Genomic DNA, 24,010 nt, shown 5'->3' on the forward strand with positions numbered 1-24,010 from the left:
CTTCTGGAGACGCAGATGACCGCCAACATCAGTCGCCGAACCCTGCTCACCACCGCCGGCTCCGTCGCACTCATCGGGTCGGCCGCCGGTACGACGTACGCCGCAAAGCCCGATCCGGGTGCGTTGCTCCAGGGCAACTGGAAGCCCAGCAAGGCCGACCGTGCACTGGTCGGACGCTGGGCGAGAGACACCTGGCGCAGCCTGGTCGCGATGACCGACGAGAGGACCGGGCTGCCCGCCGACAACATCGGCGCGTCGGTCACCAACCCGCTCCGCAGCCGCTACACCTCGCCGACCAACATCGGCGGCTACCTGTGGAGCACGGTCGTCGCCCGTCACCTCGGCATCATTTCGCCGCAGGAGTCGTACCGCAGGATCACCCAGACCCTGACCACGATGACCAAGGTCGACCACCACGAGCCGAGTGGCATGTACTTCAACTGGTACGACGAGTCGACCGGTGAGGTGCTGTACACGGACCCGGACGGGACGAAGCCGATCACGCCGTTCGTCTCGAGCGTGGACAACGGCTGGTTCGCGGCCGCGCTGATGGTGGTGCGCAACGCCGAGCCGCGCGCCCGGGCGCTCGCGGACTCCCTGCTGGGGAAGATGAACTTCGCCTTCTACTACAACCCGGCGGCCCGGCCCGGCGGCCTGATGCGCGGCGGCTTCTTCGAGACCCCGCCGCCGGACGAGGAGACCGACAAGGGCAACCACGCGGGCGTCGGTCCGGACGTGTACTACCGCAAGTTCCACTACGACACCTGCAACACCGAGGCCCGGATCGCGCCGTACATCGGCTTCGCGCTCGGACAGGTCCCGCACACGCAGTACTTCGCCACCTACCGGACGTTCCCGGACTCCTGCGACTGGTCCTGGGTGGAGCAGCGCCCGAAGGGTGTGCACCGGACGTATCTCGGCCTCGACGTCTTCGAGGGCACGTACTCGTACCGCGGCATGCGGCTCGTCCCGTCCTGGGGCGGCGACATGTTCGAGTCCCTGATGCCCGACCTGTTCATCCCCGAGGCGACGTGGGCGCCGCGGAGCTGGGGCATCAACCATCCGCTGACGGTCCGCGCGCACATCGAGCACGGCCTGGACGACGCGAAGTACGGCTACTGGGGGTTCTCGCCGGCGTCGAACCCCAGGGGCGGGTACTCCGTGTACGGCGTCGACGCGATCGGGATGGACCCGGGCGGCTACCCGTCCGACCTGGAGGCGACCAACTACGACGCCGGGTTCGAGGGCTGCCGGGAGGGCACCAACCCGAACCCGGCGTACGGCGACGGCGTGGTCACCCCGCACGCCGCGTTCCTCGCGATGCAGTACGCGCCGCGCCAGGCCATCGACAACCTGTCCCGGATCGAGAACAACCTCCGGGCGTACGGCGGTGGCGGTTTCTACGACTCGGTGGCGGTGCGGTCCGGTGTGATCGCCAGGCGCTACCTGTCCCTCGACCAGGCCATGGTGATGGGCGCCATCGGCAACGTCTTCGCCAACGACGTGATCCGGCGCAACTTCAGCACCCGGACGGTCGAGCAGCGGATCCGGCCGCTGATCGCGATGGAGCAGTTCGAGTCCGGCCTCGAGTAACGGGAGAGACGATCCATGCAGGATGACGCCAAGGCCGACTGGGCCAGGTCGGATTGGTTCGGGCGGATCGCCGTCCGCAGCGACGAGGAGCGGGAGTTCACCTTTCCCGACCTCGACCCACCGAAGGAGGTCACCGCGGTCGGTGGGGTCGGCCAGGTCACCGTCGACTGGTCGCCGGTGGACGGCGCGGTCGGGTACCTGATCCTGCGCGGGACCGGTGAGCACGGTCCGCTCGAGCCGGTCGACCACCACAGCGGTGACGTCCTGTCGCTCCCCGCGGCGCCGTACGTCGACACCACCTGCACCCCGGGGACGCCGTACCGGTACGCCGTCGCGAGCGTTCCCGAGGTGACCGTGGCCGGCCGGCCCAGTGCGGCCGTCGGCGCAGTGCCGCTAGTTTCCGACGGCACCGTCCCGGTCGTTTCGGTCACTGTGGACACGGTTGCCGAGGGCACCGAGCTGGCGAGGCCCTGGGAGCCGATGGTGGGCAGCGAGCGGCTGAGCCAGCTGCTCTGCACCGACCGCTCCGGCGGCCGGGAGATCGGTGCCGAACTCGAGCAGGCGCTGCGCCGGATGCACGACGAGATCGGCGTCCGGACCGTCCGGGCGCACGCGATCTTCCACGACGACACCCGCGTGTACACCGAGGTGGACGGCGTTCCGTCGTACGACTTCTCGGTGGTCGACGCGATCTACGACAAACTGCTCGCGATCGGGCTGCGGCCGGTGGTCGAGCTCGGGTTCATGCCCCGCGATCTGGCCAGTGACCCGTCGAAGACCGTGTTCGCGTACGGCGCGATCATCTCGCCGCCCAAGTCGTACGAGCGCTGGCACGACCTGGTCCGGGCGCTGGTGCGGCATCTGGTCGACAGGTACGGACTCGACGAGGTGCTCACCTGGGACTTCGAGGTCTGGAACGAGGCCAACCTGGAAGTCTTCTGGTCCGGCACGAAGGCGGAGTGGCTGCACCTGTACGACGCGACCGCGGCGGCCGTGAAGTCGGTGGACCCGCGCCTCGCCGTCGGCGGGCCGTCGTCGGCCGCGGCCGGATGGGTGGACGACCTGCTCGCGCACGCGGCCGTCAGCGGCGCACCGGTGGACTTCGTGTCGACGCACACCTACGGAAGCCCGCCGCTCGACGTCCGGGCCTCGCTGGATCGGCACGGGTTCAGCGAGTCGCGGATCCTGTGGACCGAGTGGGGTGTGACGCCGACGCACTTCAACCCGATCAACGACTCGGTGTTCTCCGGGGTCTTCCTGCTGCGCGGGATGCGGTCGGCAGCTGGACGGGTGGACGCGCTGGCCTACTGGGTTGCGTCGGACCACTTCGAGGAACTCGGTCGCCCACCGCGGTTCCTGCACGGCGGCTTCGGTCTCCAGACCGTCGGCGGGCTGGCGAAACCGCGGTACCACGCGATGCGCCTGCTGAGCCGGCTCGGGCCGGTGGAGTTGCCGGTGACGCTGACCGGTGACGGCGGCGGCAGCCTGGTCGAAGCGTGGGCGTCTCGGGATCGCGACCGGATCGCCGTACTGCTGTGGAATCTCACTCTGGATCAGACCAAGGCCGACGGTGCCCCGGAGCTGTCCAGGACGGTCCACGTCGAGCTGCCCGGCGTGGATCCGTCCTGGCAGGCCACCGCGACCACGCTCGGCATCGGCGTCGGGGATGTCGCCGCCGCCGCTGCCGACCTCGGGGTCGGCGACTGGCCCACCGACGACCAGCTCGCCGAGCTGGCCGAGCGCAGCAAGCTGGTCAGTACTCCGCTGGGGTGGAACGGGTCAGCCGTCGAGCTGACCTTGCCGATGCCTTCCGCCGTCCTGGTGGAGCTTCAGCCCCCTCGAGATTGACCGCTTCCTGGATCCAGCGTTCGACCCCCGCGATGTGCACCGTCGCCCAGGACCTGGCCACCTCCGGTTCGCGCCCCTCGATCGCGTCGAGGATCGCCCGGTGTTCGGCCAGCGTCCGGGCGACGGCGTCGTTCTGGGTCAGACCGCGCCAGATCCGGGCCCGGTAGGTCGGCTGGCGCAGGCTGTCGATGATCGACGCGAGCGCGCGGTTGCCGCTGCCGATCGCGAGCAGCCGGTGGAACTCCACGTCGCCGGCGAGCAGGTCCTCGACCGACGGCTCCGGGCCGAGCTCGTCGAGCAGAGCGCGCAGCGCGGCGATGTCCGCGTCCGCCATCCGCAGCGCGGCCCGGGCCGCCGCGGCCGGCTCGAGGATCCGCCGTACCTCGAAGAACTCCAGCACCGAGGCGTCCTGGTGCAGGTCGAGGACGAAGCCCATCGTCTCCATCAGCAAGGCCGGGTCGAGACTGGTCACGTAGGTGCCGTCCCCCTGGCGCACCTCGAGGACCCGGATCAGCGCGAGAGCCTTGACCGCCTCGCGCAGCGAGCTGCGCGACAGGCCCAGGCGTGCGGCCAGATCCGGCTCACGCGGCAGCCGATCGCCGGGCCGCAGCTCGCCGGTCACGATCATCTGCTTGATCCGGTCGATCGCCTCGTCGGTGACCCGCACGCACACCTCCTGGCACGACACTGGAAACATCCGATGTCCCGTACGGACACATCGGATGTCTGGGCGATCTTTGCACGCTCAGTTCTCGGTTTCGACCCTGAATTAAGGACACGAACTGTTGACTCATGTCAAGAGGACGACATATAGATCGGATGAATCACAGTTCCCCTGGACGTGGAGGTCGAAATGTTCGGAACACCAGCGCGGCCACGCCGCTGGGCCACCGCCGCCGTGGCGGCTTTGGCCCTGACAGCCGTGGCGGCCTGCGGGGGCGGCAACGACGGCAGCGGCGGCGAGTCCGGTTCGGCCGACAAGGCCGACCTGACCTGGTCGTTCTGGGTCGGCGGGACCGAGGACCAGGCCGCCTGGCAGAAGGTGGCCGACCAGGCCCACACCGATCACCCCGGGATCACGGTCAAGCTGCAGGGCACCGACTGGAACAACTACTGGTCCAAGATCGGCACCCTGCTGGCCAGCGGCAAGGCGCCGTGCATCATCGGCATGCAGAGTCTGCGGCTGGCGTCGTACGCGAACGCGATGCTCCCGCTGGACGAACTGATGCAGAAGTACGGCCTGAAGACCGAGGAGTTCGACAAGCCGATCATGGACGGCCTGAAGGCCGACGGGAAGCAGATCGCGATTCCGTACGACTCGGGCCCGATGGTGATCTTCTACAACCGCGACCTGTTCAAGGCCGCCGGCGTGCCGGAGCCGAAGCCGGGCTGGACGATGGACGAGTTCAAGGCGGCCGCGAAGAAGCTCACCGGGGGCGGCCGCACCGGCCTGGTGACGACTCCCGGTGACCTCAGCGTGGCGGCCTGGGTCCGCACGCAGACCGGCGCCGAGCCGCTCGCCGACGGCAAGCTCGCCCTCACCGACCCGAAGTTCGTCGAGGGATTCCAGGGGTACGCCGACTTCGTCCGCACCGACAAGATCGCGCCGCAGGTGCCGTCCGGAAGCTCAGACTTCGAGACCACGCAGTTCGTCTCCGGCAAGTCGGCGATGCAACTGAACGGGCCGTGGTCGCTGATCGACACCAAGGGCAAGGTCAAGTTCCAGCTCGGCATCGCGCCGATCCCGGCCGGTCCGGACGGCTCCAAGACCTACACCGCCGGTTCTGGCTTCGGCATCTCCCGCTCCTGCAAGACGCCGGACGCGGCCTTCCAGGCGATCATGTCGATGACGAGTGAGAAGCCGCTGACCACGCTGGCCGCGGCCGGCCGGGCGTACCCGGCGCGCACCGCGGCTCACGACGCCTGGTTCACCGCGGCGAAGATCGACGGCGCGAAGGAGACGCTGGACTACGCGTCGGAGAACTCGATCCCGCTGGTCACCTCGAAGAACTGGGTCCAGGTCGCCGACCTGCTCACCCGGTTCGGGACGCAGGCGCTGAACGGCGAGATCCCGCCCGAACAGGCGCTGAAGACGATCCAGGACCAGGCGGGCGCCGGCTCCTGATGGGAGGCCCCATGACCGTCAACACCACCGTCGCCCCGCCGGGCACGCCGGCCGGCGGCGATCGACGGGCGGAGCGGCGGCCCGCGCTACGACGGGACGGCCGGTACGCCGGGGTCTTCCTGGCACCGAGTCTCGGCGGGCTGGCCCTGTTCACGCTGTTCCCGACCGTGATGGCGCTCGGGATCAGCCTGTTCGACTGGCCGGTGTTCGGCGAGCGCTCGTTCCTCGGCATCGACAACTACACGCACCTGGTGAACGACCCGGTGTTCCGCCGGGTCGTACTGAACACCACGTTGTTCGTGGTGCTGTACGTGCCGCTGAACGTGATCGTCTCGCTCGGGCTCGCGGTCTGGCTGGGTCCGGCGATCAGGGGCCGGCAGGCGTTCCGGGTGCTGTTCTTCATCCCGGTGATGACACCGATGGTGGCCAACGTGATGGTCTGGCGGCTGCTGTTCCAGCCGGGCGGCCTGCTGGACAGCGGGATGCAGAGCTGGTTCGGCGTCAACGCGCCGAACTTCCTCGGCTCGTCCGACTGGGCGATGCCGGCCATCGTGGCGATGTCGATCTGGCAGGGCTTCGGCTACAACTTCCTGGTCTTCTCCGCCGCCCTGGACCAGGTGCCGCAGTCGCAGCTGGAGTCGGCGCAGATCGACGGCGCCGGGCCGCTGCAGCGGTTCCGGTACGTCACCTGGCCGATGATCACGCCGTCGATCTTCTTCGCCACCACGATGACGCTGATCACCTCGTTCCAGGTGTTCGCCCAGCCGTTCATCCTCACCCAGGGCGGTCCGGGGGTGTCCACCCAGACCATCGTCATGTACGTCTACAACCAGGGCTGGCAGTTCCTCAGCATGGGACTGGCGTCCGCGGCGGGCTGGGTGCTGTTCGTGATCATCATGGGCATCACCGCGATCCAGTTCGTCGGCCAGAAGCGGTGGGTGCACTATGACGTCTGACCGCAACAGCGTCGCCCGGAAGGTCCGCAGCGGCGTCTCCCACATCGTGCTGATCGCGGTCGCGATCGTCTTCCTCGGTCCGTTGGTGTACGCCGTTGCCACGTCGCTGAAACCGGCGGACGAGGTGTTCACGCCGACGCCGGAGCTGTTCGGGTCCGAGATCCGGTGGCAGAACTACGCCGACGCGTTCAGCTTCGCGCCGTTCGGCCGCTACTTCCTGAACAGCCTGTTCGTGGCGATCGCCGGCACGCTGGTCGTGGTGGTGGCCTCGAGCATGTCGGCGTACGCGTTCGCCCGGCTGAAGTTCAGGGGCCGTGAGCAACTGTTCGTGCTGTTCCTCGGCACGCTGATGGTGCCGCAGGAAGTGCTGATCGTGCCGATGTACTGGCTGATGCAGTCACTCGGCTGGGTGGACAGCTACTGGGCGCTGATCCTGCCGTGGGCGTTCACCGCGTTCGGCACCTTCCTGCTGCGGCAGTTCTTCCTGACCGTCCCGGTCGAGCTGGAGGAGGCGGCCCGGGTGGACGGGTGCGGCCCGTTCCGCTCGTTCCTGCGGATCATGCTGCCGCTGGCCCGGCCGGCCATCGCCGTCCTGACCGTCTTCACGTTCATCAGTTTCTGGGGCAGCTTCCTGTGGCCGCTGATCATCGTGAACAGCGTCGAGGACAAGGGCACCGTGCCGCTCGGCCTGGCCCAGTTCATCGGCCAGCAGGGCACCCAGTGGAACCTGATGATGGCGGCCTCCGTGCTGGCGATGCTGCCCACCGTCCTGCTCGTCGTCCTCCTGCAGAAACACCTTGTCCGCGGCCTGCTCGTCACCGGTCTGGGCGGCCGATAACTTTCACTCTCCCAAGGAGATCACACATGACTGACGCGCCTCCTGCGGCTTCGGTGGAGAAGTTCCGCGACTGGCGGTTCGGCCTGTTCGTCCACTGGGGCCTGTACGCCCTGCCCGCCCGGCACGAGTGGGTGAAGAACCGCGAGCGGCTGACCGACGAGGACTACCAGCCGTACTTCGACCACTTCGAGCCTGACCTCTACGACCCGCGCAAGTGGGCCCGGGCGGCCCGCGAGGCCGGCATGAAGTACGCCGTACTGACCACGAAACACCACGAAGGCTTCTGCCTGTGGGACTCCGCCGTGTCCGACTACACGGTCGCGAAGACGCCCTGGGGCAAGGACCTGGTCGGGCCGTTCGTCGAGGCCTGCCGGGCCGAGGGCCTCGGGATCGGGTTCTACCACTCGCTGATCGACTGGCACCACCCGGAGTTCCCGATCGACCTCGTCCACCCGCAGCGCGACGACGAGGAGGCGATCGCCAAGGCGGCCGGCCGCGACATCCATGTGTACGCCGACTACCTGCACGCGCAGACCCGGGAGTTGCTGACGCGGTACGGGCCGATCGACATCATGTGGTTCGACTTCTCCTACCCGGGCCGCACCTACCCCGACGGCCGCGACGGTCACGGGAAGGGGAAGGACGACTGGCGCTCCGAGGAACTGATGGCGATGGTCCGGGAGTTGCAGCCGAACATCCTGATCAACGACCGGCTGGACATCCCCGGCGACTTCGTCACGCCGGAGCAGTACCAGCCGGACGGGCCGATGATGCGGGACGGGAAGCCGGTGCTGTGGGAGGCGTGCCAGACGCTGAACGGCAGTTGGGGCTACGACCGGGACAACCTGGACTGGAAGTCGCCCGAACTGCTGGTGAAGATGCTCGTCGACTCGGTCTCCAAGGACGGCAACCTGCTGCTCAACGTCGGCCCGACCGGGCGGGGCGAGTTCGACCCGCGGGCGCTGGCCACGCTGGGCGCGATCGGCGAGTGGATGCGGCTGCACGAGCGGTCGATCCGCGGGGCGCGGGCGAGTGACTTCACCGCGCCGGACGACTGCCGGTACACGCAGAAGGGTGACCGGCTCTACCTGCACCTGTTCTCGTGGCCGATGGGTCACGTCCACCTGCCCGGACTGGCCGGCAAGGCGAAGTACGCGCAGTTGCTGAACGACGCGTCCGAGATCAAGCGCATCGTCAACGACCCGCACCAGCAGGCCCAGAACACGACCATGGGCGGGCTCGGGGCCGACGTACTGACCCTGAAACTCCCGATCCAGAAACCGGACGTCCTGGTCCCGGTGATCGAACTGTTCCTGAGCTGACGACCTAGGAAGCCGGGGTGGGGCGGCCCGGTTGCTCCCCGCCCCGCGCTTCCAGGTAGCTGTTCTTCGGCACCATCACCTTGCGGCGGAACAAGCAGACCACGGTGCCGTCCTGCTTGTAGCCCTTGGTCTCGACGTACACCACGCCGCGGTCGTCCTTGGACTTCGACTCCCACTTGTCCAGCACCACGGTCTCGCCGTAGATGGTGTCACCGTGGAACGTCGGGGCGACGTGCCGCAACGACTCGATCTCCAGGTTCGCGATCGCCTTGCCGCTCACGTCCGGCACCGACATGCCGAGCAGGATCGAGTAGACGTAGTTGCCGACCACAACGTTCTTGCCGAACTGGGTGGTCTCCACCGCGTAGTTCGCGTCCAGGTGCAGCGGGTGGTGGTTCATGGTGAGCAGGCAGAACAGGTGGTCGTCGTACTCCGTCACCGTCTTGCCCGGCCAGTGCTTGTAGACCGCGCCGACCTCGAACTCCTCGTAACTGCGCCCGAACTGCATCTGTCGTCGGCTCCTTCCGAGTTGAGCACCACCCGGGGCCCATGCTGCCGAAAGATGACGTGACTGGGCAGTAGCCCGCGCGTGGCCTAGCTCTCAACCGGGCGAGACCTTCGTCACCCGGCCGGTCAGTCGTGCGGCTGCTGGAGGGGTGTACGGGGCTGGACGGGCTGCTCGGGCAGACGTGGGCTGACCTCACCCTTGAGGGCGAGCTTGGCCAGGTGGTTGCGGGCCTCCTCGGCGTGCTTGAAGTCGCACAGTACGTCGTACGTCGTCGCGACCACGGCGGTCCGGGAGGTGAAGTCGCGCCGGCCCGCCGACTGGGCATAGCCGAGACCGCCGAACACCAGGCCGAAGAACGCACCGAGCACCACACCGGTCAGCACGGCCGCGAGCCAGTTGCCGTTGGTGAACAGGCCGAGCAGCAGGCCGACGAACAGACCGAACCAGGCACCACTGGCCAGACCCGCGGCCAGCGCGCGGCCCCAGGTGAGCCGGCCGGTGATCTTCTCCACCTGCCGGAGGTTGTTGCCGACGATGGTCGTGTGCTCGACGGGGAACTTCTGGTCCGAGAGGTAATCGACGGCGCGCTGCGCCTCCCGGTAGGTGTCATAGGTCCCGATCGTCAGGCCGGTCGGCCGGGGGTCCATCGAGGGCATGCCCTGCGTGGTCATCGTCGTTCCTCTCCACGTGCTTCCACCCCCATCATTGCCGACGGCTGGTTACGGTGCCTTGATAGCCTCGCCGGTGATGACCGGGCGACGGTGGGACATGGGCGCGACACGCCGGATGGGCCGCGTCTTCGCCCGGCGTCCGCCGGGCCTCCCGGACCCGGCCGACCTGGTCACCAGCGGCACGCTGGACGGGGCTCTGGTCGACTGGGCCTTCTACCGCGACGGTCACCGCGACGCCAAGGTCAAGTCCTACACCGAGGCGCTCAGCCGGGCGCGGCGTGGTCAGGGATTCGTCTGGATCGGCCTGTTCCAGCCATCCGAGCGGCAACTGGCCGTCATCGGTGAGGAGTTCGGCCTGCACCCGCTGGCCCTGGAGGACGCCACCGAGGCGCACCAGCGCCCCAAGCTCGAGCGGTACGACGACACGCTGTTCGCCGTACTCAAGACCGTCACGTACGTGCCCCACGGGGACCTGACCGCAACCAGCGAGGTGGTGGCGACGGGTGAGGTGATGGTGTTCTGCGGTGCCGGGTTCGTCGTCACCGTCCGGCACGGCGAGCACAGTGAGCTGACCGGGCTGCGCCAGCGGATGGAGCAGCAGCCGGAGCAGCTGGCCGCGGGGCCGGGCGCCGTCCTGCACGCGATCGCCGACCACATCGTCGACCGGTACCTGGAGGTCGCGGGCGCCGTACAGGCCGACATCGACCTGATCGAGACCGAGATGTTCACCCCGCGCGGCTGGCGGAGCATCGACCGGGTGTACCAGCTCAAGCGCGAGGTGCTTGAGCTGAAGCGGGCGGTGGCACCGCTGACCGGGCCGATGCGGGCGCTGTCGACGCTGCGGCACCCGCTGATCAGTGACGAGACCAGGAACTACTTCCGCGACGTCGACGACCACCTGCTGCGGGTGAAGGAGCAGGTGATCTCGTTCGACGAGCTGCTCAGCTCGATCCTGCAGGCCGGTCTGGCCCAGGTGCAGGTGGCCGAGAATGAGGACATGCGGCGGATCTCGTCCTGGGTCGCGATCCTCGCGGTGCCGACGATGATCGCCGGGATCTACGGGATGAACTTCGACTACTTGCCGGAACTGCGGCTGAAGTACGGGTACTTCGCCGTCCTCGGGCTGATGGCGGTCACGTGCACCGTGCTCTACCGGTTGTTCAAGCGCAACCACTGGCTCTGAACGCTGCGCTGGCAGCCTTTTGCCATGGCCGCCAGTGCTGAGCTTTTGGATGGTTCAAACGGTTGTGCGCCGTGAACCGGCTTGGTTCAATGCGGCCATCGCGTTCGGTCAGCGATCTGCCACCTTCTGCAACGACCCGCGGACGGCATCTGGGGACTGCCGTGCCGGGTGAGCACCACCAGGGAGGGCACCGCCGTGTTACGCATCCACTTCACGCCGCGGGACCTCACCCGCGTCACGGTGGCCGCCACTCCCGCACCGCTGTGGGAGGTGCTGCTCAGCCTGCACATGCTGCAACAGTCCGACGGCCGGCTGGTCTTCGAGGACTGGCGCCGGCACGTCCGGGCCAAGGTCGCCCCGGACCAGATGCGGCTGCTGCTGGAGCTGACCCCGCCGAAGGGCTACTCCCCCGACTTCCTCACCCCCGCCGAGGCCGCGCCGGACTTCGAGACCACGCTGGAGATGGCGCTGGCCACCCCGCGGCAGGTGATCCGCGACCAGCTCGCGCTGCTGAGCGAGTACCGGCCGATGTCGCCCTGGACGCGGGAGCTGGCCAATGGCGACCGAGCGTCGCTGCACAAGCTGGGCCGGGCGATCCGGACCTATCACGATGCGGCCATCGCGCCGTACTGGAAGTCGATCGGGACGCACGTGTCCGCAGACCACGCCCATCGCGGCGAGGCCCTGTCCCGGCACGGGGTGGACCGGCTGCTGTCGACGCTGCACCCGCGGGTGCGCTGGGTGGCGCCGGTGCTGGAGGTGCTGGACCTGCACGACCGGGATTACCACCTGGACGGGCGTGGCATCCAGTTGCAGCCGTCCGCGTTCTGCTGGCGGGTGCCGACGAAGCTGCGCGACCCCCAGCTGAAGCCGATCCTGGTGTACCCGATCCACCACGCTCCCGGCATCCTGCGGCAGCAGCCGGCGGACGCGCTCGCGTCGAGCGACCCGTTGAGCTCCCTGCTCGGTTCAACCCGGGCAGCTGCACTGGAGGCGGCTGTCGAGGGATGTACGACCACCGAGCTGGCGAAGCGGTGCAAGATCTCGCCCGCTGCGGCGAGCCACCAGGCGACGGTACTGCGGGAGGCCGGGCTGATCACCACACGCCGGGCCGGTGCATCCGTCCGTCACGAGATCACGCAGCTGGGCATCTGGCTGCTGTCCGGTCACGGCTCCGGCACCGAGCGCCAACCACAGACCAGCATGACCGCATAGACCCTGCCCCGCCGCGTGCTTGGGCCGACTGGCACCGCCCCGCCCGTCGACCCAGCACGCGGGTCGGTCAGAGCTTGTAGTCCTCGAGGAGCCGGCGGCCGATGATCATCCGCTGGATGTCCGCCGTACCCTCGCCGATCAGCAGCATCGGCGCCTCGCGGTAGAGCCGCTCGATCTCGTACTCCTTGGAGAACCCGTACCCGCCGTGGATCCGGAACGAGTCCTCCACGACCTGTGAGCAGTACTCGCTGGCCAGGTACTTCGCGACGCCGGCCTCGAAGTCGTTGCGGGAGCCGGCGTCCTTCTTCCGGGCTGCCTTCACCATCAGCTCGTGCGCCGCCTCCACCTTCACCGCCATGTCGGCCAGCCGGAACAGCACCGCCTGGTGTTCGGCGATCTTCTTCCCGAACGTCTCCCGCTGCTGCGCGTACGCGATCCCGAGCTCGAACGCCCGCCGGGCCACCCCGCAGCCGCGGGCGGCCACGTTCACCCGGCCGACCTCGACGCCGTCCATCATCTGGTAGAAACCCTTGCCCGGTACGCCGCCGAGGATCTGGCCGGCGTCGATCCGGTAGCCGTCGAAGACCAGCTCGGTCGTGTCGACGCCCTTGTAGCCCATCTTCTCGATCTTGCCCGGCACGCTGAGACCCTTGTCCACCTCACCGAAGCCGGGCTCCTTCTCGACCAGGAAGGTGGTCATGTTCTTGTAGACGGAGTCGGCGCCCTCGTCCGTCTTCACCAGGACCGCGACCAGGTTGGCCGAGCCGCCGTTGGTCAGCCACATCTTCTGGCCGTTGATCGTGTAGGTGTCGCCGTCCTTGGTGGCCTTGGTCTTGATCGCGGACACGTCCGAACCACAGCCCGGCTCGGACATCGAGAACGCGCCGCGCACCTCACCGGTCGCCATCCGGGGCAGGTACTTCCGCTTCTGCTCGTCGGTGCCGTGCTGCAGGAGCATGTAGGCGACGATGAAGTGGGTGTTGATGATGCCGGACACGCTCATCCAGCCGCGGGCGATCTCCTCGACACAGAGCGCGTAGGTGAGCAGCGACTCGCCCAGGCCGCCGTACTCCTCCGGGATCATCAGGCCGAACAGGCCGAGTTCCTTGAGGCCCTCGACGATCTCGGTCGGGTACTCGTCACGGTGTTCCAGCTCGGTGGCGACCGGAAGGATCTCCGACTCGACGAACGCGCGGACCGTCTTCAGGATCTCCTCCTGGACGTCGGTCAGCCCGTCGGTCTGCTGCAACCTGCTCATCGTCGGCTCCTTGTCTCGGCCTCTGCGAATCCGAAGTGGCCTTACCCGCGAGTATCCAGGTTCTCAGCATCCCGGCACGAGGGTGACACCCGCTGTGACTCCGGCCACCTGCCGGAGGTCGTGTGTCTCACTCCGGTACGACGAACAGGCTGCTACTCCTCGGAGTTCGAGCCTTCCCGGTCGCCGTCACCGTCACCCTTGCCGTCACCTTCGCCGTCGCCGCCGGCCGGCGGGAGGACCTGGGCGATCGCCGAGAACAGCGCGGCGATCTGAGGGGTCGCCTGCCAGCGCTGGTTCCGCTGGGCCTCGACCAGCCGCTTCCGCGCGTCGTAGAAGTTCTTGGCCGCCGCCTCGGTGTCGCCGCGATCCACCGCTTCCGCGGCCCGGTCCAGATCGTTCGCGGCCTCCCGGGGCGCCTTGCTCCGAGCGCCCTGCTGTGTCTGCCGAACCTGCGCGGCCAGCGTCCGCAAGGACTGGACCAGCGCGCCCTGCGGGTTCTGCTGCTGCGTCTGCTTCGGACTCGGCTTCGGTGTCGCCTTCTTCGACGGTGTCCTGGAAGGCGTCGGCGCAGGTGTGGTCTTCGGCGCGTTGGAGGCCTTGACTGCCGGCGCCGACGGCGTACCGCCGGCCTGGGCCGGCGGGTCGGTCGACACGCTCTCCCGCAACATCAGACCGCCGACAACAGCAGCCAGTACGACGGCCATCGCCACGAGCGCCTTGGCGAACGGGAAGCCCTTCCCCGGCGCCCGGTGAGTTGCAGCGGTTGCCGGCTCCTCTTCCCAGTGGCCGGCCTGGAGTACGTCGGCTTCCTTTTCGGGAAGGAACGGCAGGACCTGCGTGCTGTTCTCCACCCGCGTGGCCAGCAAGGCGGTGATCTCGGCAGCCGACGACGGCCGGTCCTCGGGGTTCTTCGCCAGGAGGCGCAGGACCAGGTTGGCCAGTGCCGGCTCGACGTCAGGGCGGTCGATCGGCCGCGGCGTCGCCTCCAGGTGCTGGCGCATCACCGCGTCCACAGTCGGTCCGGTGAAGGGCGGCGTACCGGTGAGAAGTTCGTAGAGGACACAGCCGAGTGAGTACCAGTCGCTGGCCGGGGTGGCCGCCTGGCCGCGGACCTGCTCCGGTGAGACGTACGACGCCGTACCGAGGAGCACTCCGACACCAGTGGTCTCCGTGCCTGCGCCCTTGGCGATGCCGAAGTCGGTGATCTTCAGGGTGCCGTCCTGGGCCAGCAGCAGGTTGCCCGGCTTCACGTCCCGGTGGACGATGCCGGCCGCGTGTGCGGCGTCAAGAGCCCGCGCTCCCTGGGTGGCGATGTCGGCGACCAGCTTGCCGCTCGGCAGGCCCGCACTGCGCATCAGGTGTGCCAGGTCCGGACCGGACACGAGTTCCATCACCAGGAACACGTGCTCGCCGGCGGCGCCGACGTCGTAGGTCGCGACGACGTTCGGGTGCATCAGCCGTGCGGCGGCCTGTGCTTCGGCGCGGAACCGCTCGACCGCGTCCATCGGGTCGCCCTCGAGTCGGCGGAGCAGCTTGACCGCGACCTGGCGGGCCAGCACGGTGTCCTCAGCCTGCCACACCTCACCCGCGCCGCCTCTGCCCAGCAGGGTCAGCAGCCGGTAACGCCCTGCCAGTACCTCGCCGTTCACACACCACACCTTCCGCAGCGGACCGCAACACCTTAGGCGGCGGACAGCGGCGAGAGCGAGTCCGCGGCACAAACCTCTGCGGAGAGCGATCGGGGTACTACGGTGAGCGTATGAAGCGATCGATCACCGCCCTGATCGCGGCCACTCTGGTCGCCGCGACGCTAACCACCACGACCGCCACCGCGGCACCGGCCAAGCACCCCAAGCCGGTGGCGAAGTGCGAGTTCACGCCGACGCCGGAGAACCCGGCCGCCAAACCGGTCCGGCTCCCGTCTCCGGTCGCCCGGGCGAAGGGCACCGTCGACGTGTACTTCGTGACCAACTACGGACCGTTCGTGGTCCGGATGGACCGCGCGAACGCCCCCTGCGGCGTGCACAACTTCGTGCACCTGGTGAAGAGCCGGTTCTACGACTCCACCCAGTGCTTCCGGCTGACCAACTCGGCCCGGCTCGGCGTGCTGCAGTGCGGCGACATCTACCGGCAGGAGGAGGGCGGCCCGGGCTACAAGTTCCCCGACGAGGTGACCGGCAAGGAGACCTACCCGCGCGGGACCGTTGCTTACGGCAACCAGGGACCGGGGACCAACGGCAGTGAGTTCTTCGTCGTCCACTCGCACGCGAACATCGCGCCGAAGTACACGATCCTCGGCCAGGTGATCTTCGGGATGTCGACCTTCGACCGGATCGTCGCCGCCGGGATCGCCGACCCCGACCAGGACGGCCCGCCCGCCGAACCCGTCCACATCCACAAGGTCTGGATCGGCTGAGCCTCCGGGGGAGGGTAATTCCGGGGCCTTCGGCGCTAGCTTGAGGGTGTGGGTACACGTGGCCGGCCGAGGCATCCCGACGTACTGACCCCCGCCGAGTGGCGGGTGGTCGACATGGTGCGGCACGGGATGCCGAACCGGGAGATCGCGCGGCGGCGAGGGATCAGCGTCGACGCGGTCAAGTTCCACGTCGCGAACGCGTTGCTGAAGCTCGGCCTGGACCGCCGGGCCGAGCTTCGGACCTGGCGCGGCGTACCCGCGGACAGCGCCCTGCGACGACAAGGAGCCCCGGCCATGGCAGTGCAACTCGGTGTGATCGGGCAGGTCGCCCGCCCGGTCAGCGACATCCAGACCGCGGTCGAGTTCTACGGCACGGTGCTCGGCCTGCCGCACCTCTACACGTTCGGGGATCTGGCGTTCTTCGACTGCGGCGGTATCCGGCTGTTCCTCAGCGCCACCGAGGAGTCCGCCGGCGGCGAACCGTCCACCCTGTACTTCCGCGTCGACGACATCCAGGCCGCGTACGACGAACTGCGCGAGCGGGGCGTGCAGTTCGAGAACGCGCCGCATCTGATCCACCGGCACGAGGACGGCGTGGAGGAATGGATGGCGTTCTTCCCCGACCCCGACGGCCACCTGCTGGCGATCATGGCCCAGGTGCCCCCGCCCGACGCCTGAGCCGTCGGCTCGTCCGGGCGCGCCCAGACGCGTCAGTCGGCCGGTGGGGTCCAGATGTCGGTGCGGGTCATGCCGGCGGCACGGCCCTTGGCGGAGATGACGAGCGCCATCTTGCGGGACGCTTCGTCGATCATCTCGTCGCCGAGCATCACCGCTCCGCGGGCGCCGCCGGCCGCCGAGGTGTAGTGCTCGTAGGCGTCCAGGATGTTCTCGGCGTGGTCGTAGTCCTCCTGCCGCGGCGAGTACACCTCGTTGGCGGCGGCGATCTGGTCCGGGTGCAGCACCCACTTGCCGTCGAAGCCGAGCGCGGCCGACCGGCCGGCCACCCGGCGGAACCCGTCGACGTCCTTGATCTGCAGGTACGGCCCGTCGATCGCCTGCTTCCCGTGCGCCCGCGCGGCCATCAGGATCTGCATCAGGATGTAGTGGTACGCGTCGCCCACGTCGTACCCGGGCGGCTGCTCGCCGACCACCAGCGACTTCATGTTGATCGAGGCCATGAAGTCGGCCGGGCCGAAGATGATGGTCTCCACCCGCGGCGACGCCTGGGCGATCTGGTTGACGTTGGTCAGGCCGAGCGCGTTCTCGATCTGCGCCTCGATGCCGATCCGGCCCGGCTCCAGGCCGTGCACCTTCTCCAGTTGGGTGAGCAGGAGGTCGAGTGCGACCACCTGCTCGGCGGTTTGCACCTTGGGCAGCATGATGCAGTCCAGGTTCGCGCCGGCGCCGCCGACGACCTCGATCACGTCGGCGTACGTCCACTCGGTGGTCCAGTCGTTCACCCGGACCACCCGGATCTTGGTCCCCCAGCCGCCCTCGTTCAGCGCGGCGACGATGTTCTTGCGCGCGTCCACCTTGGCGATCGGCGCGACCGAGTCCTCCAGGTCGAGGAACACCTGGTCGGCATCCAGCCCCTTCGCCTTGGCCAGGAACCGCAGGTTCGACCCCGGCGTGGCCAGGCACGACCGCCGACTGCGCGATACCTGTTCCGTCAGCTGTGCTGTCATCGGGACCTCCACCACTCGGTTACTCACCGGTCACCGGCAGCGTACGGCGAAACCCTCGCGCCGTGCCCGGTGACATCGCTCACTGTGACACCCTGGGGCGGTGAGCACCGAGCAGGTTGTGACGGAGATCGCCGCCGTGATGAAGAAGGCGGGACTCGTCTGGCTGTCCTGGGACGGCGGACGGCCGGCTCCCGCGTGGTTCGCGACCGTCGACGGGCAGTACGTCGTCCTCGCGGACGCGGGCGACGGAGCCGAGCAACCACTGCCCGGACTGGCCGCGGCAGGTACTGCGGAGGTCGTCGTACCGGCCAAACCCGCCACCAACCGGCTGGCGAGCTGGACGGCGAGGGTACGGCGGCTGGAGCCCGGAAGCGAGGAGTGGACCGCGGCGGCCCAGGTGCTGCGGACCGAACGGCTGAACGCGTCCGACCTCGACACGCAGCTCGAGCGCTGGAAGACGGAAGCCGACCTGCTCGTCCTCGAGCCCACCGGTGAGATCACCGAGAGAGCCGGGCAGTACGACGACCGGCCGCGAGCCGAGGCGCCGGTCGGGACACCGGCGACCACCCGCGGCAAGCCTCCGGTCACCCTGCACCGCCGCATCCGCCGCCGCCCGCGCCTGAGCTGAGACTGTGAGGCGGCGGGTTAGCCTTCGATCATGAACGAGCGTAGCGAGTTCATCATCAGGCACAGCGTGGCTTTCCACTCATCCGCGCCCGCAGCGAAGCGAGGACGCGGATGAGTGGATCACCGTCGCGCGTGTACGTGGCACGGCTGGCTGGTCTCCCGTTGTACGACCCGAACGGGGACCAGGTCGGCAAGGTGCGCGACGTCGTGGTGATGCTGCGGCAGGGAACCCAGCCGCCGCGGGTCCTCGGGCTGGTCGTGGAGGTGTTCACCCGGCGGCGCATCTTCCTGCCGATGACCCGGGTCACGTCGATCGACGCCGGGCACGTGATCACCACCGGCCTGGTGAACATGCGCCGGTTCGAGCAGCGGCCGACCGAGGTCCTGGTCCTCGGCGAACTGCTGGACCGCACCGTCACGATCCGCGAGACCGGCGCGACGGCCGTGGTGTTCGACATGGCCATGGAGCAGTGGCGGACGCGGGACTGGGTGCTGTCGAAGGTGGCCGTCCGCGAGGGCGCCAAGCGGTTCCGCAGGCGCGGTCAGTCGCACGTCCTCGACTGGAGTGACGTGAGCGGTTTCGCCCAGGTCGAGGAGGGGCAAGGAGCCACCCACATCCTGGCCGCGTTCGAGTCGATGAAGGCGGCCGACCTGGCCGGTGTACTCCACGACCTGACCCCCAAGCGGCGCAAGGAGATCGCGGCCGCGCTGAACGACGAGCGGCTTGCCGACGTCCTGGAGGAACTGCCCGAGGACGACCAAGTGGAGATCCTGGCCGGTCTGGACACCGAGCGGGCCGCGGACGTGCTCGAGGAGATGTCACCGGACGACGCGGCCGACCTGATCGCCGAACTGCCGACCGACACCGCCGAGCGGCTGCTGACGCTGATGGAGCCGGACGAGGCGGAGGACGTCCGGCGCCTGCTGACGTACGAGGAGCGCACGGCCGGCGGACTGATGACGTCGGAGCCGGTGATCCTGCCCGCCGACGCGACCGTGGCGGACGCGCTCGCGCATGTGCGGAACGCCGAGCTGAGTCCGGCGCTGGCCGCGATGGTGTACGTCTGCCGCCCACCGCTGGAGACCCCCACCGGCCGGTTCATCGGCGTCGGCCACATCCAGCGGCTGCTGCGCGAACCACCGTCGGAGCTGGTGTCCGCCGTACTCGACACGGATCTGGACGGGCTGCGGCCGGACGACAGTCTGCACGCCGTCAGCAGGTACCTGGCCACCTACAACCTGGTGGCCGCCCCGGTCCTCGACGACGAGGGACGGCTCTTGGGAGCAGTGACCGTCGACGACGTACTCGACCATCTGCTCCCCGAGGACTGGCGCGAATCCGAACAGCAGGAGGTGGACCGCCATGCCACGTGACGACCGCAGCAGCGACGACCGCCGCCTGCTCCGGAGTACCAACCGCCTGGACATACCGCGCGAGCTGCGCCGCACGATCGTCCTGCGGTCCTCGTACGACGCCGACGCGTTCGGACGGCTGTCGGAGCGGATCGCCCGGTTCCTCGGCACCGGGCAGTTCCTGGTCTACATGACCGGGACGATCCTGTTCTGGGTCGGCTGGAACATCTTCGCGCCGCAGCACCTGCGGTTCGACGAGTACCCGTTCATCTTCCTCACCCTCGCGCTCAGCCTGCAGGCGTCGTACGCCGCTCCGCTCATCCTGCTGGCGCAGAACCGGCAGGAGGCGCGCGACCGGGTGCAGTACGAACGCGACCGCACCGTCGACGCCCGGGCCCGGGCGGACATGGAGTTCCTGGCCCGCGAGATGGCGTCGCTGCGGATGGCCGTCGGCGAGGTCGCCACCCGCGACTTCCTGCGTTCCGAACTGCGCTCGTTGCTCGCCGACCTGGACGGGAAGAGCCGCGAGGACGACCGGGTCTGAGGTGTGGCGGATCGAGCTAGGCTCGCAGGCAGGTGAGGAAGGACGATGCGATGAAGACTCGCTTCAAGCCTGATCGCGGGCTGACCAAGAGGATGGTGGTCACCAGCTTCCTGCTCGGCCTGCTGTACGTCGGTTTCGTCGCGCTGCTGATCGCGTTGACGAAGAGCGCCGTACTGGCCGTGCTGATCGCGGGCGGGATGCTGTTCGTGCAGTACTGGTTCTCCGACCGGATCGCGCTGTACGCGATGCGCGGCCGGATCGTCAGTCCCGAGGAGGCGCCGCAGCTGCACGGCGCGATCGACCGGCTGTGCGCACTGGCCGACATGCCGAAGCCGAAGGTCGCGATCGCCGACGTCGACCTGCCGAACGCCTTCGCCACCGGCCGCAACCCGGACAAGGCGGTGGTCTGCGTGACCACCGGGATCCTGCGCCGGCTGGACGCGGACGAGCTCGAAGGTGTCCTCGCCCACGAACTGTCCCACGTCGCCCACCGGGACGTGGCCGTGATGACGATCGCGTCGTTCCTCGGCGTCCTCGCCGGGCTGATCACCCGCTTCGGTCTGTACGGCGGCCTGGGCGGTGGCGGCCGCCGCGACCAGAACACGGTGGTCATGGTCCTCACCATCGTCCTGGTGTCCGCGGCCGTGTACGCGATCTCCTTCCTGCTGACCCGGGCCTTGTCGCGGTACCGCGAGCTGGCCGCCGACCGGGCCGCCGCGATGCTGACCGGCAGACCGTCCGCGCTGGCGTCCGCCCTGACCAAGATCAGCGGCGACATCGCCCGGATCCCGTCCCGCGACCTGCGCCAGGCCGAGGCCTTCAACGCGTTCTTCTTCGCCCCGGCGTCCGCGGGAGGTTTCAGCCTCTCGTCGCTGTTCTCCACCCACCCGCCGCTCGAGCAGCGACTCGACCGGCTCGGGGTGCTCGCGCGCGAACTCGGGGAGCAGGCTTAGTCCATGGGCCTTCTCGACATCCTGCTCGGCCGGAGCAAAGCCGTCCCGCCGAACCTCGACCAGCTCTTCGCCGTCCCCTCGGCCGCGATCACCTTGGAGACCGCGGCCGGTTACCGTCCGACCGGCAGTGGCTCGGTCTGTTTCAAGGCCGCGGAGGGCGGCGGGTTCTCGGCGCTGCGGGCCGAGGTCGACAAGCTGCTCGCGCTCGACGGCGACAAGTTCACCAGCCACACGGATTCCTACGGCTTCACCTGGCTGGTGCGGCAGACCTCACCGGACGATGTCGAAGGACTCGTCACCGACCTGCACGCGGTCAACACCTCGCTCGTCGACGCCGGGTTCGGGTCGGCGCTGCTGTGCACGCTGGTCGCCTTCACCGACGGCAGCAAGTCGCTGGGGCTGGTCTACCTCTACAAGCGGGGATCCTGGTACCCGTTCGTCCCGGTCGGGCCGGACCGCCGGGACAACGCCACCGAACTCCAGGTCAAGTCGGTCATCGACACCGACCTGCGGATGGAACAGGACCTGGCCCGCTGGTTCCCCGTTTACGGCGCCCCCGGGCTGTGAACCACTGGTCGCCTTGACCTAGGTCACATGGACCGTGGTCGGCGGCATCTGGGCGAGCACGTAGCCTTGGGGTATGGCTCCTACTGCTGATCAGGTGACCACCGCGCTCAGTGGTGTGATGGATCCGGAGATCAAGAAGCCGATCACGGACCTCGGCATGGTCGACTCCGTGGTCGTCCGCGACGACGGCGTGGTCGCCGTACGGATCCTGCTGACGGTCGCCGGCTGTCCGATGAAGGACACGCTGCGCCGCGACACCACGGCCGCGATCAGCAAACTCGACGGCGTCACCGGGGTCGAGATCGACCTCGGGGTGATGTCGGCCGAGCAGCGGGCCGCCCTGCAGACCCAGTTGCGCGGCGGGGCGCCGGAGAAGGAGATCCCGTTCTCCCGCCCGGACTCGCTGACCAAGGTGTTCGCGATCGCCTCCGGCAAGGGTGGCGTCGGCAAGTCCTCGGTGACGGTCAACCTCGCGGTCGCGATGGCCCGGCAGGGGCTGTCGGTCGGCGTACTGGACGCGGACATCTACGGGCACTCGGTGCCGGCCATGTTCGGGGTCGCGGACGAGCGGCCGACCGCGGTGGACGACATGATCATGCCGGTGCCCGCGCACGGCGTGAAGGTGATCTCGATCGGCATGCTGAAGCCGAAGCGGGACCAGGTGGTCGCCTGGCGCGGCCCGATCCTGGACCGTGCGCTGGTGCAGATGCTGGCGGACGTGTACTGGGGCGACCTCGACGTCCTGCTGCTCGACCTGCCGCCCGGTACCGGTGACATCGCGATCTCGGTCGGCCAGCGGCTGACCAGCGCCGAGGTGATCGTCGTGACCACCCCGCAGGAGGCCGCCGCCGAGGTGGCCGAGCGAGCCGGGACGATGGCCCAGATGGTGCACCAGCGGGTCGCCGGCGTGGTCGAGAACATGTCGTACCTGCCGTGCCCGCACTGCGGTCCGGAGCACCGGATCGAGATCTTCGGCACCGGCGGCGGGACCCGGGTGGCGGAGACCTTGTCGGCACGGCTCGGGTACAACATCCCGTTGCTGGGCGAGATCCCGCTGGACGAGCGGCTGCGCAGCGGCGGCGACCTGGGCAACCCGCTCACCGCCGCCGACCCGGACACCCCGGCGGCCCAGGTGCTCGACCACATCGCGGCCAAGCTCGGCGGGCGCCCGCGTGGTCTGCTCGGACGGCAACTCGGCCTCTCGCCGGTCGGGCGCTGAGGACCTGTTCTGCTGTTGACTTGACGGGTGCCGATCCCTGCTGAGCATCCCGTCCTCACCGACGGCGTGGTGACGCTCCGCGCGCCGCGACCCGACGACGTCCAGGGGCAACTCGAACGTCATCGAGAGGACCCGGACCGCGGGTTCGACGAGGACGACGCGCGCCGGTGGATCGGGTCCGGGATCACCGAGGCCTGGAGGACGGGCGAGCGGCTGGCGTTCGTGATCGAGTACCAGGGCCGGTACGCCGGGACCGCCTCGCTGCAACCTGATGCCGACGGCAACGCGCGGATCCACTACGGCCTGTCGCGCTGGGCTCGCGGCGCCGGGGTGGCGAGCCGGTCGGTGCGGCTGCTGCTGGAGTTCGGGTTCGGCACGTGCGGGTTCCACGTCATCCATTGGTGGGCCCGGGTCGGCAACTGGCCGTCGCGGCGGGTGGCCTGGGCGACCGGGTTCCGCTTCGGCGAGACGATCCCGGAACTCGCGGAGGAGAGCGGCCGCCGCGTCGACGCGTGGACGGGCTGGATCGGGCCGTCGGATCCGCGGAATCCGCGCAGACCGTGGTTCGAGCACCCGGTGCTGGAGACTCCACGGCTGCGGCTGCGGCTGTGGCGCGAGGACGAGATCCCGCGCATCAGCACGGCCCGGACGAACCGGGCGACGGCCCACTTCCTGCCGTTCATCCCGCAGCCGTTCACCGCCGAGGACGCGCGCTTCTGGCTGAAGGAGCTGGCCGAGCAGGCGGCGTCCGGGCTGCGCTACAACTGGTGCGTGGCCGACGGCGAAACCGATCTCGGCCTCGGGAACGTCACCCTCTTCAACCTCCGGCAGGGCAGCGACGGCGAGATCGGCTTCTGGCTGCACCCCGACGCCCAGGGTCGAGGGGTGATGACCGAGGCGATCGAGGGCATGGCTCGCTGGTACTTCGCCGCCGAGAAGGACGGTGGACTGGGTGGCCGCCGCCTGGTCATCCGCACTGCTGCCGGTAACCACGCCGCCCGCCGTACAGCCGAGAAGCTGAACTTCCAGCTGACCGGCACCGAACGGCAGGCGTTCCCCCTGGGCGATGGCACAGTCGACGACCGAGTCACGTACGACCTGCTGTCGACAGACTTCCTCAGCTGACCTC

General features: G+C 68.9%; 23 protein-coding genes. 17 read left to right on the forward strand and 6 right to left on the reverse strand.

The features are described from left to right. Nucleotides 1-15 precede the first annotated feature (15 nt). Together ACYVOK_RS27325 and ACYVOK_RS27330 are read left to right on the forward strand one after the other, a co-directional pair. On the forward strand, nucleotides 16-1,593 hold the full coding sequence (locus ACYVOK_RS27325; RefSeq protein WP_460665410.1) for a glucoamylase family protein: 1,578 nt from the start codon (nucleotides 16-18) through the stop codon (nucleotides 1,591-1,593). Nucleotides 1,594-1,608: 15 nt separating this feature from the next. Beyond that, complete coding sequence (locus ACYVOK_RS27330) at nucleotides 1,609-3,441, forward strand: GH39 family glycosyl hydrolase (protein ID WP_460665411.1); 1,833 nt, start codon at nucleotides 1,609-1,611, stop codon at nucleotides 3,439-3,441. Here the strand turns inward: ACYVOK_RS27330 and ACYVOK_RS27335 are convergent. Continuing rightward, a complete protein-coding gene (locus ACYVOK_RS27335; RefSeq protein WP_460665412.1) occupies nucleotides 3,347-4,108 on the reverse strand; it encodes a FadR/GntR family transcriptional regulator in 762 nt (253 codons plus the stop codon). The genes ACYVOK_RS27330 and ACYVOK_RS27335 overlap by 95 nt on opposite strands. 186 nt (nucleotides 4,109-4,294) lie before the next feature. On the opposite strand from ACYVOK_RS27335, the gene ACYVOK_RS27340 reads away from it, so the two are divergent. Genes ACYVOK_RS27340 through ACYVOK_RS27355 form a run of 4 tightly spaced genes read left to right on the forward strand, consistent with a single transcriptional unit; the run spans nucleotide 4,295 to nucleotide 8,682 of the window. Continuing rightward, nucleotides 4,295-5,566 carry an ABC transporter substrate-binding protein gene (locus ACYVOK_RS27340; RefSeq protein ID WP_460665413.1) on the forward strand — a complete coding sequence of 424 codons (1,272 nt, stop codon included), beginning with the start codon at nucleotides 4,295-4,297 and terminating at the stop codon, nucleotides 5,564-5,566. A gap of 11 nt (nucleotides 5,567-5,577) precedes the next feature. After that, the gene (locus tag ACYVOK_RS27345; RefSeq protein ID WP_460665414.1) at nucleotides 5,578-6,522 is read left to right on the forward strand and encodes a carbohydrate ABC transporter permease; all 945 of its coding nucleotides are present in this window, start codon (nucleotides 5,578-5,580) and stop codon (nucleotides 6,520-6,522) included. After that, nucleotides 6,512-7,360: a carbohydrate ABC transporter permease gene (locus ACYVOK_RS27350; RefSeq protein ID WP_460665415.1), complete on the forward strand. Its 849-nt coding sequence runs from the start codon at nucleotides 6,512-6,514 to the stop codon at nucleotides 7,358-7,360. Before ACYVOK_RS27345 ends, ACYVOK_RS27350 begins: the two co-directional genes overlap by 11 nt. Before the next feature lie 26 nt (nucleotides 7,361-7,386). Further along, a complete protein-coding gene (locus ACYVOK_RS27355; protein WP_460665416.1) occupies nucleotides 7,387-8,682 on the forward strand; it encodes an alpha-L-fucosidase in 1,296 nt (431 codons plus the stop codon). Between the two features lie 4 nt (nucleotides 8,683-8,686). Here the strand turns inward: ACYVOK_RS27355 and ACYVOK_RS27360 are convergent, their stop codons facing one another. Further along, nucleotides 8,687-9,190, reverse strand: coding sequence for a MaoC family dehydratase (locus ACYVOK_RS27360; RefSeq protein WP_460665417.1), 504 nt, complete (start codon nucleotides 9,188-9,190; stop codon nucleotides 8,687-8,689). A gap of 125 nt (nucleotides 9,191-9,315) precedes the next feature. Further along, nucleotides 9,316-9,861, reverse strand: coding sequence for a YflT domain-containing protein (locus tag ACYVOK_RS27365; RefSeq protein WP_460665418.1), 546 nt, complete (start codon nucleotides 9,859-9,861; stop codon nucleotides 9,316-9,318). Between the two features lie 76 nt (nucleotides 9,862-9,937). On the opposite strand from ACYVOK_RS27365, the gene corA reads away from it, so the two are divergent. Both corA and ACYVOK_RS27375 read left to right on the forward strand, forming a co-directional pair. Next, nucleotides 9,938-11,044 (forward strand): magnesium/cobalt transporter CorA, encoded by a 1,107-nt coding sequence (corA, locus tag ACYVOK_RS27370; protein WP_460665419.1) that lies wholly within the window; start codon nucleotides 9,938-9,940, stop codon nucleotides 11,042-11,044. A gap of 168 nt (nucleotides 11,045-11,212) precedes the next feature. Further along, entirely contained in the window at nucleotides 11,213-12,259 is a 1,047-nt protein-coding gene (locus tag ACYVOK_RS27375) for an ArsR/SmtB family transcription factor (RefSeq protein ID WP_460665420.1), read from the forward strand. Between the two features lie 67 nt (nucleotides 12,260-12,326). Here the strand turns inward: ACYVOK_RS27375 and ACYVOK_RS27380 are convergent, their stop codons facing one another. Both ACYVOK_RS27380 and ACYVOK_RS27385 read right to left on the reverse strand, forming a co-directional pair. Next, on the reverse strand, nucleotides 12,327-13,517 hold the full coding sequence (locus tag ACYVOK_RS27380) for an acyl-CoA dehydrogenase family protein (protein ID WP_460665421.1): 1,191 nt from the start codon (nucleotides 13,515-13,517) through the stop codon (nucleotides 12,327-12,329). A gap of 152 nt (nucleotides 13,518-13,669) precedes the next feature. Continuing rightward, a complete protein-coding gene (locus tag ACYVOK_RS27385; protein WP_460665422.1) occupies nucleotides 13,670-15,166 on the reverse strand; it encodes a serine/threonine-protein kinase in 1,497 nt (498 codons plus the stop codon). Between the two features lie 110 nt (nucleotides 15,167-15,276). On the opposite strand from ACYVOK_RS27385, the gene ACYVOK_RS27390 reads away from it, so the two are divergent. Both ACYVOK_RS27390 and ACYVOK_RS27395 read left to right on the forward strand, forming a co-directional pair. Next, nucleotides 15,277-15,933, forward strand: a complete 657-nt coding sequence (locus ACYVOK_RS27390) for a peptidylprolyl isomerase (RefSeq protein WP_460665423.1) — start codon at nucleotides 15,277-15,279, stop codon at nucleotides 15,931-15,933. Nucleotides 15,934-15,981: 48 nt separating this feature from the next. Beyond that, nucleotides 15,982-16,611, forward strand: coding sequence for a VOC family protein (locus tag ACYVOK_RS27395; RefSeq protein WP_460665424.1), 630 nt, complete (start codon nucleotides 15,982-15,984; stop codon nucleotides 16,609-16,611). Nucleotides 16,612-16,643: 32 nt separating this feature from the next. On the opposite strand, the gene ACYVOK_RS27400 is transcribed toward ACYVOK_RS27395, so the two are convergent. Then, nucleotides 16,644-17,618, reverse strand: a complete 975-nt coding sequence (locus tag ACYVOK_RS27400; RefSeq protein WP_460665425.1) for an HpcH/HpaI aldolase/citrate lyase family protein — start codon at nucleotides 17,616-17,618, stop codon at nucleotides 16,644-16,646. Nucleotides 17,619-17,718: 100 nt separating this feature from the next. Here ACYVOK_RS27400 and ACYVOK_RS27405 point away from each other — a divergent pair, with 100 nt between their 5' ends. The 7 genes from ACYVOK_RS27405 to ACYVOK_RS27435 all read left to right on the forward strand — a co-directional run bounded on the left by ACYVOK_RS27405 (nucleotide 17,719) and on the right by ACYVOK_RS27435 (nucleotide 24,006). Further along, a complete protein-coding gene (locus tag ACYVOK_RS27405) occupies nucleotides 17,719-18,246 on the forward strand; it encodes a hypothetical protein (protein WP_460665426.1) in 528 nt (175 codons plus the stop codon). Between the two features lie 110 nt (nucleotides 18,247-18,356). Further along, nucleotides 18,357-19,619, forward strand: a complete 1,263-nt coding sequence (locus ACYVOK_RS27410) for a magnesium transporter MgtE N-terminal domain-containing protein (RefSeq protein ID WP_460665427.1) — start codon at nucleotides 18,357-18,359, stop codon at nucleotides 19,617-19,619. Next, on the forward strand, nucleotides 19,609-20,142 hold the full coding sequence (locus ACYVOK_RS27415; RefSeq protein ID WP_460665428.1) for a DUF1003 domain-containing protein: 534 nt from the start codon (nucleotides 19,609-19,611) through the stop codon (nucleotides 20,140-20,142). Before ACYVOK_RS27410 ends, ACYVOK_RS27415 begins: the two co-directional genes overlap by 11 nt. A gap of 50 nt (nucleotides 20,143-20,192) precedes the next feature. Beyond that, entirely contained in the window at nucleotides 20,193-21,095 is a 903-nt protein-coding gene (gene htpX, locus ACYVOK_RS27420) for a zinc metalloprotease HtpX (protein WP_460665429.1), read from the forward strand. Between the two features lie 3 nt (nucleotides 21,096-21,098). Then, a complete protein-coding gene (gene pspAB, locus ACYVOK_RS27425) occupies nucleotides 21,099-21,662 on the forward strand; it encodes a PspA-associated protein PspAB (protein WP_460665430.1) in 564 nt (187 codons plus the stop codon). A 73-nt stretch (nucleotides 21,663-21,735) separates the two neighbouring features. Continuing rightward, nucleotides 21,736-22,881: an Mrp/NBP35 family ATP-binding protein gene (locus tag ACYVOK_RS27430; RefSeq protein ID WP_460665431.1), complete on the forward strand. Its 1,146-nt coding sequence runs from the start codon at nucleotides 21,736-21,738 to the stop codon at nucleotides 22,879-22,881. Nucleotides 22,882-22,908: 27 nt separating this feature from the next. Further along, complete coding sequence (locus tag ACYVOK_RS27435) at nucleotides 22,909-24,006, forward strand: GNAT family N-acetyltransferase (protein WP_460665432.1); 1,098 nt, start codon at nucleotides 22,909-22,911, stop codon at nucleotides 24,004-24,006. The last annotated feature ends 4 nt before the right edge of the window (nucleotides 24,007-24,010 follow it).

Source organism: Kribbella swartbergensis (assembly GCF_054784135.1).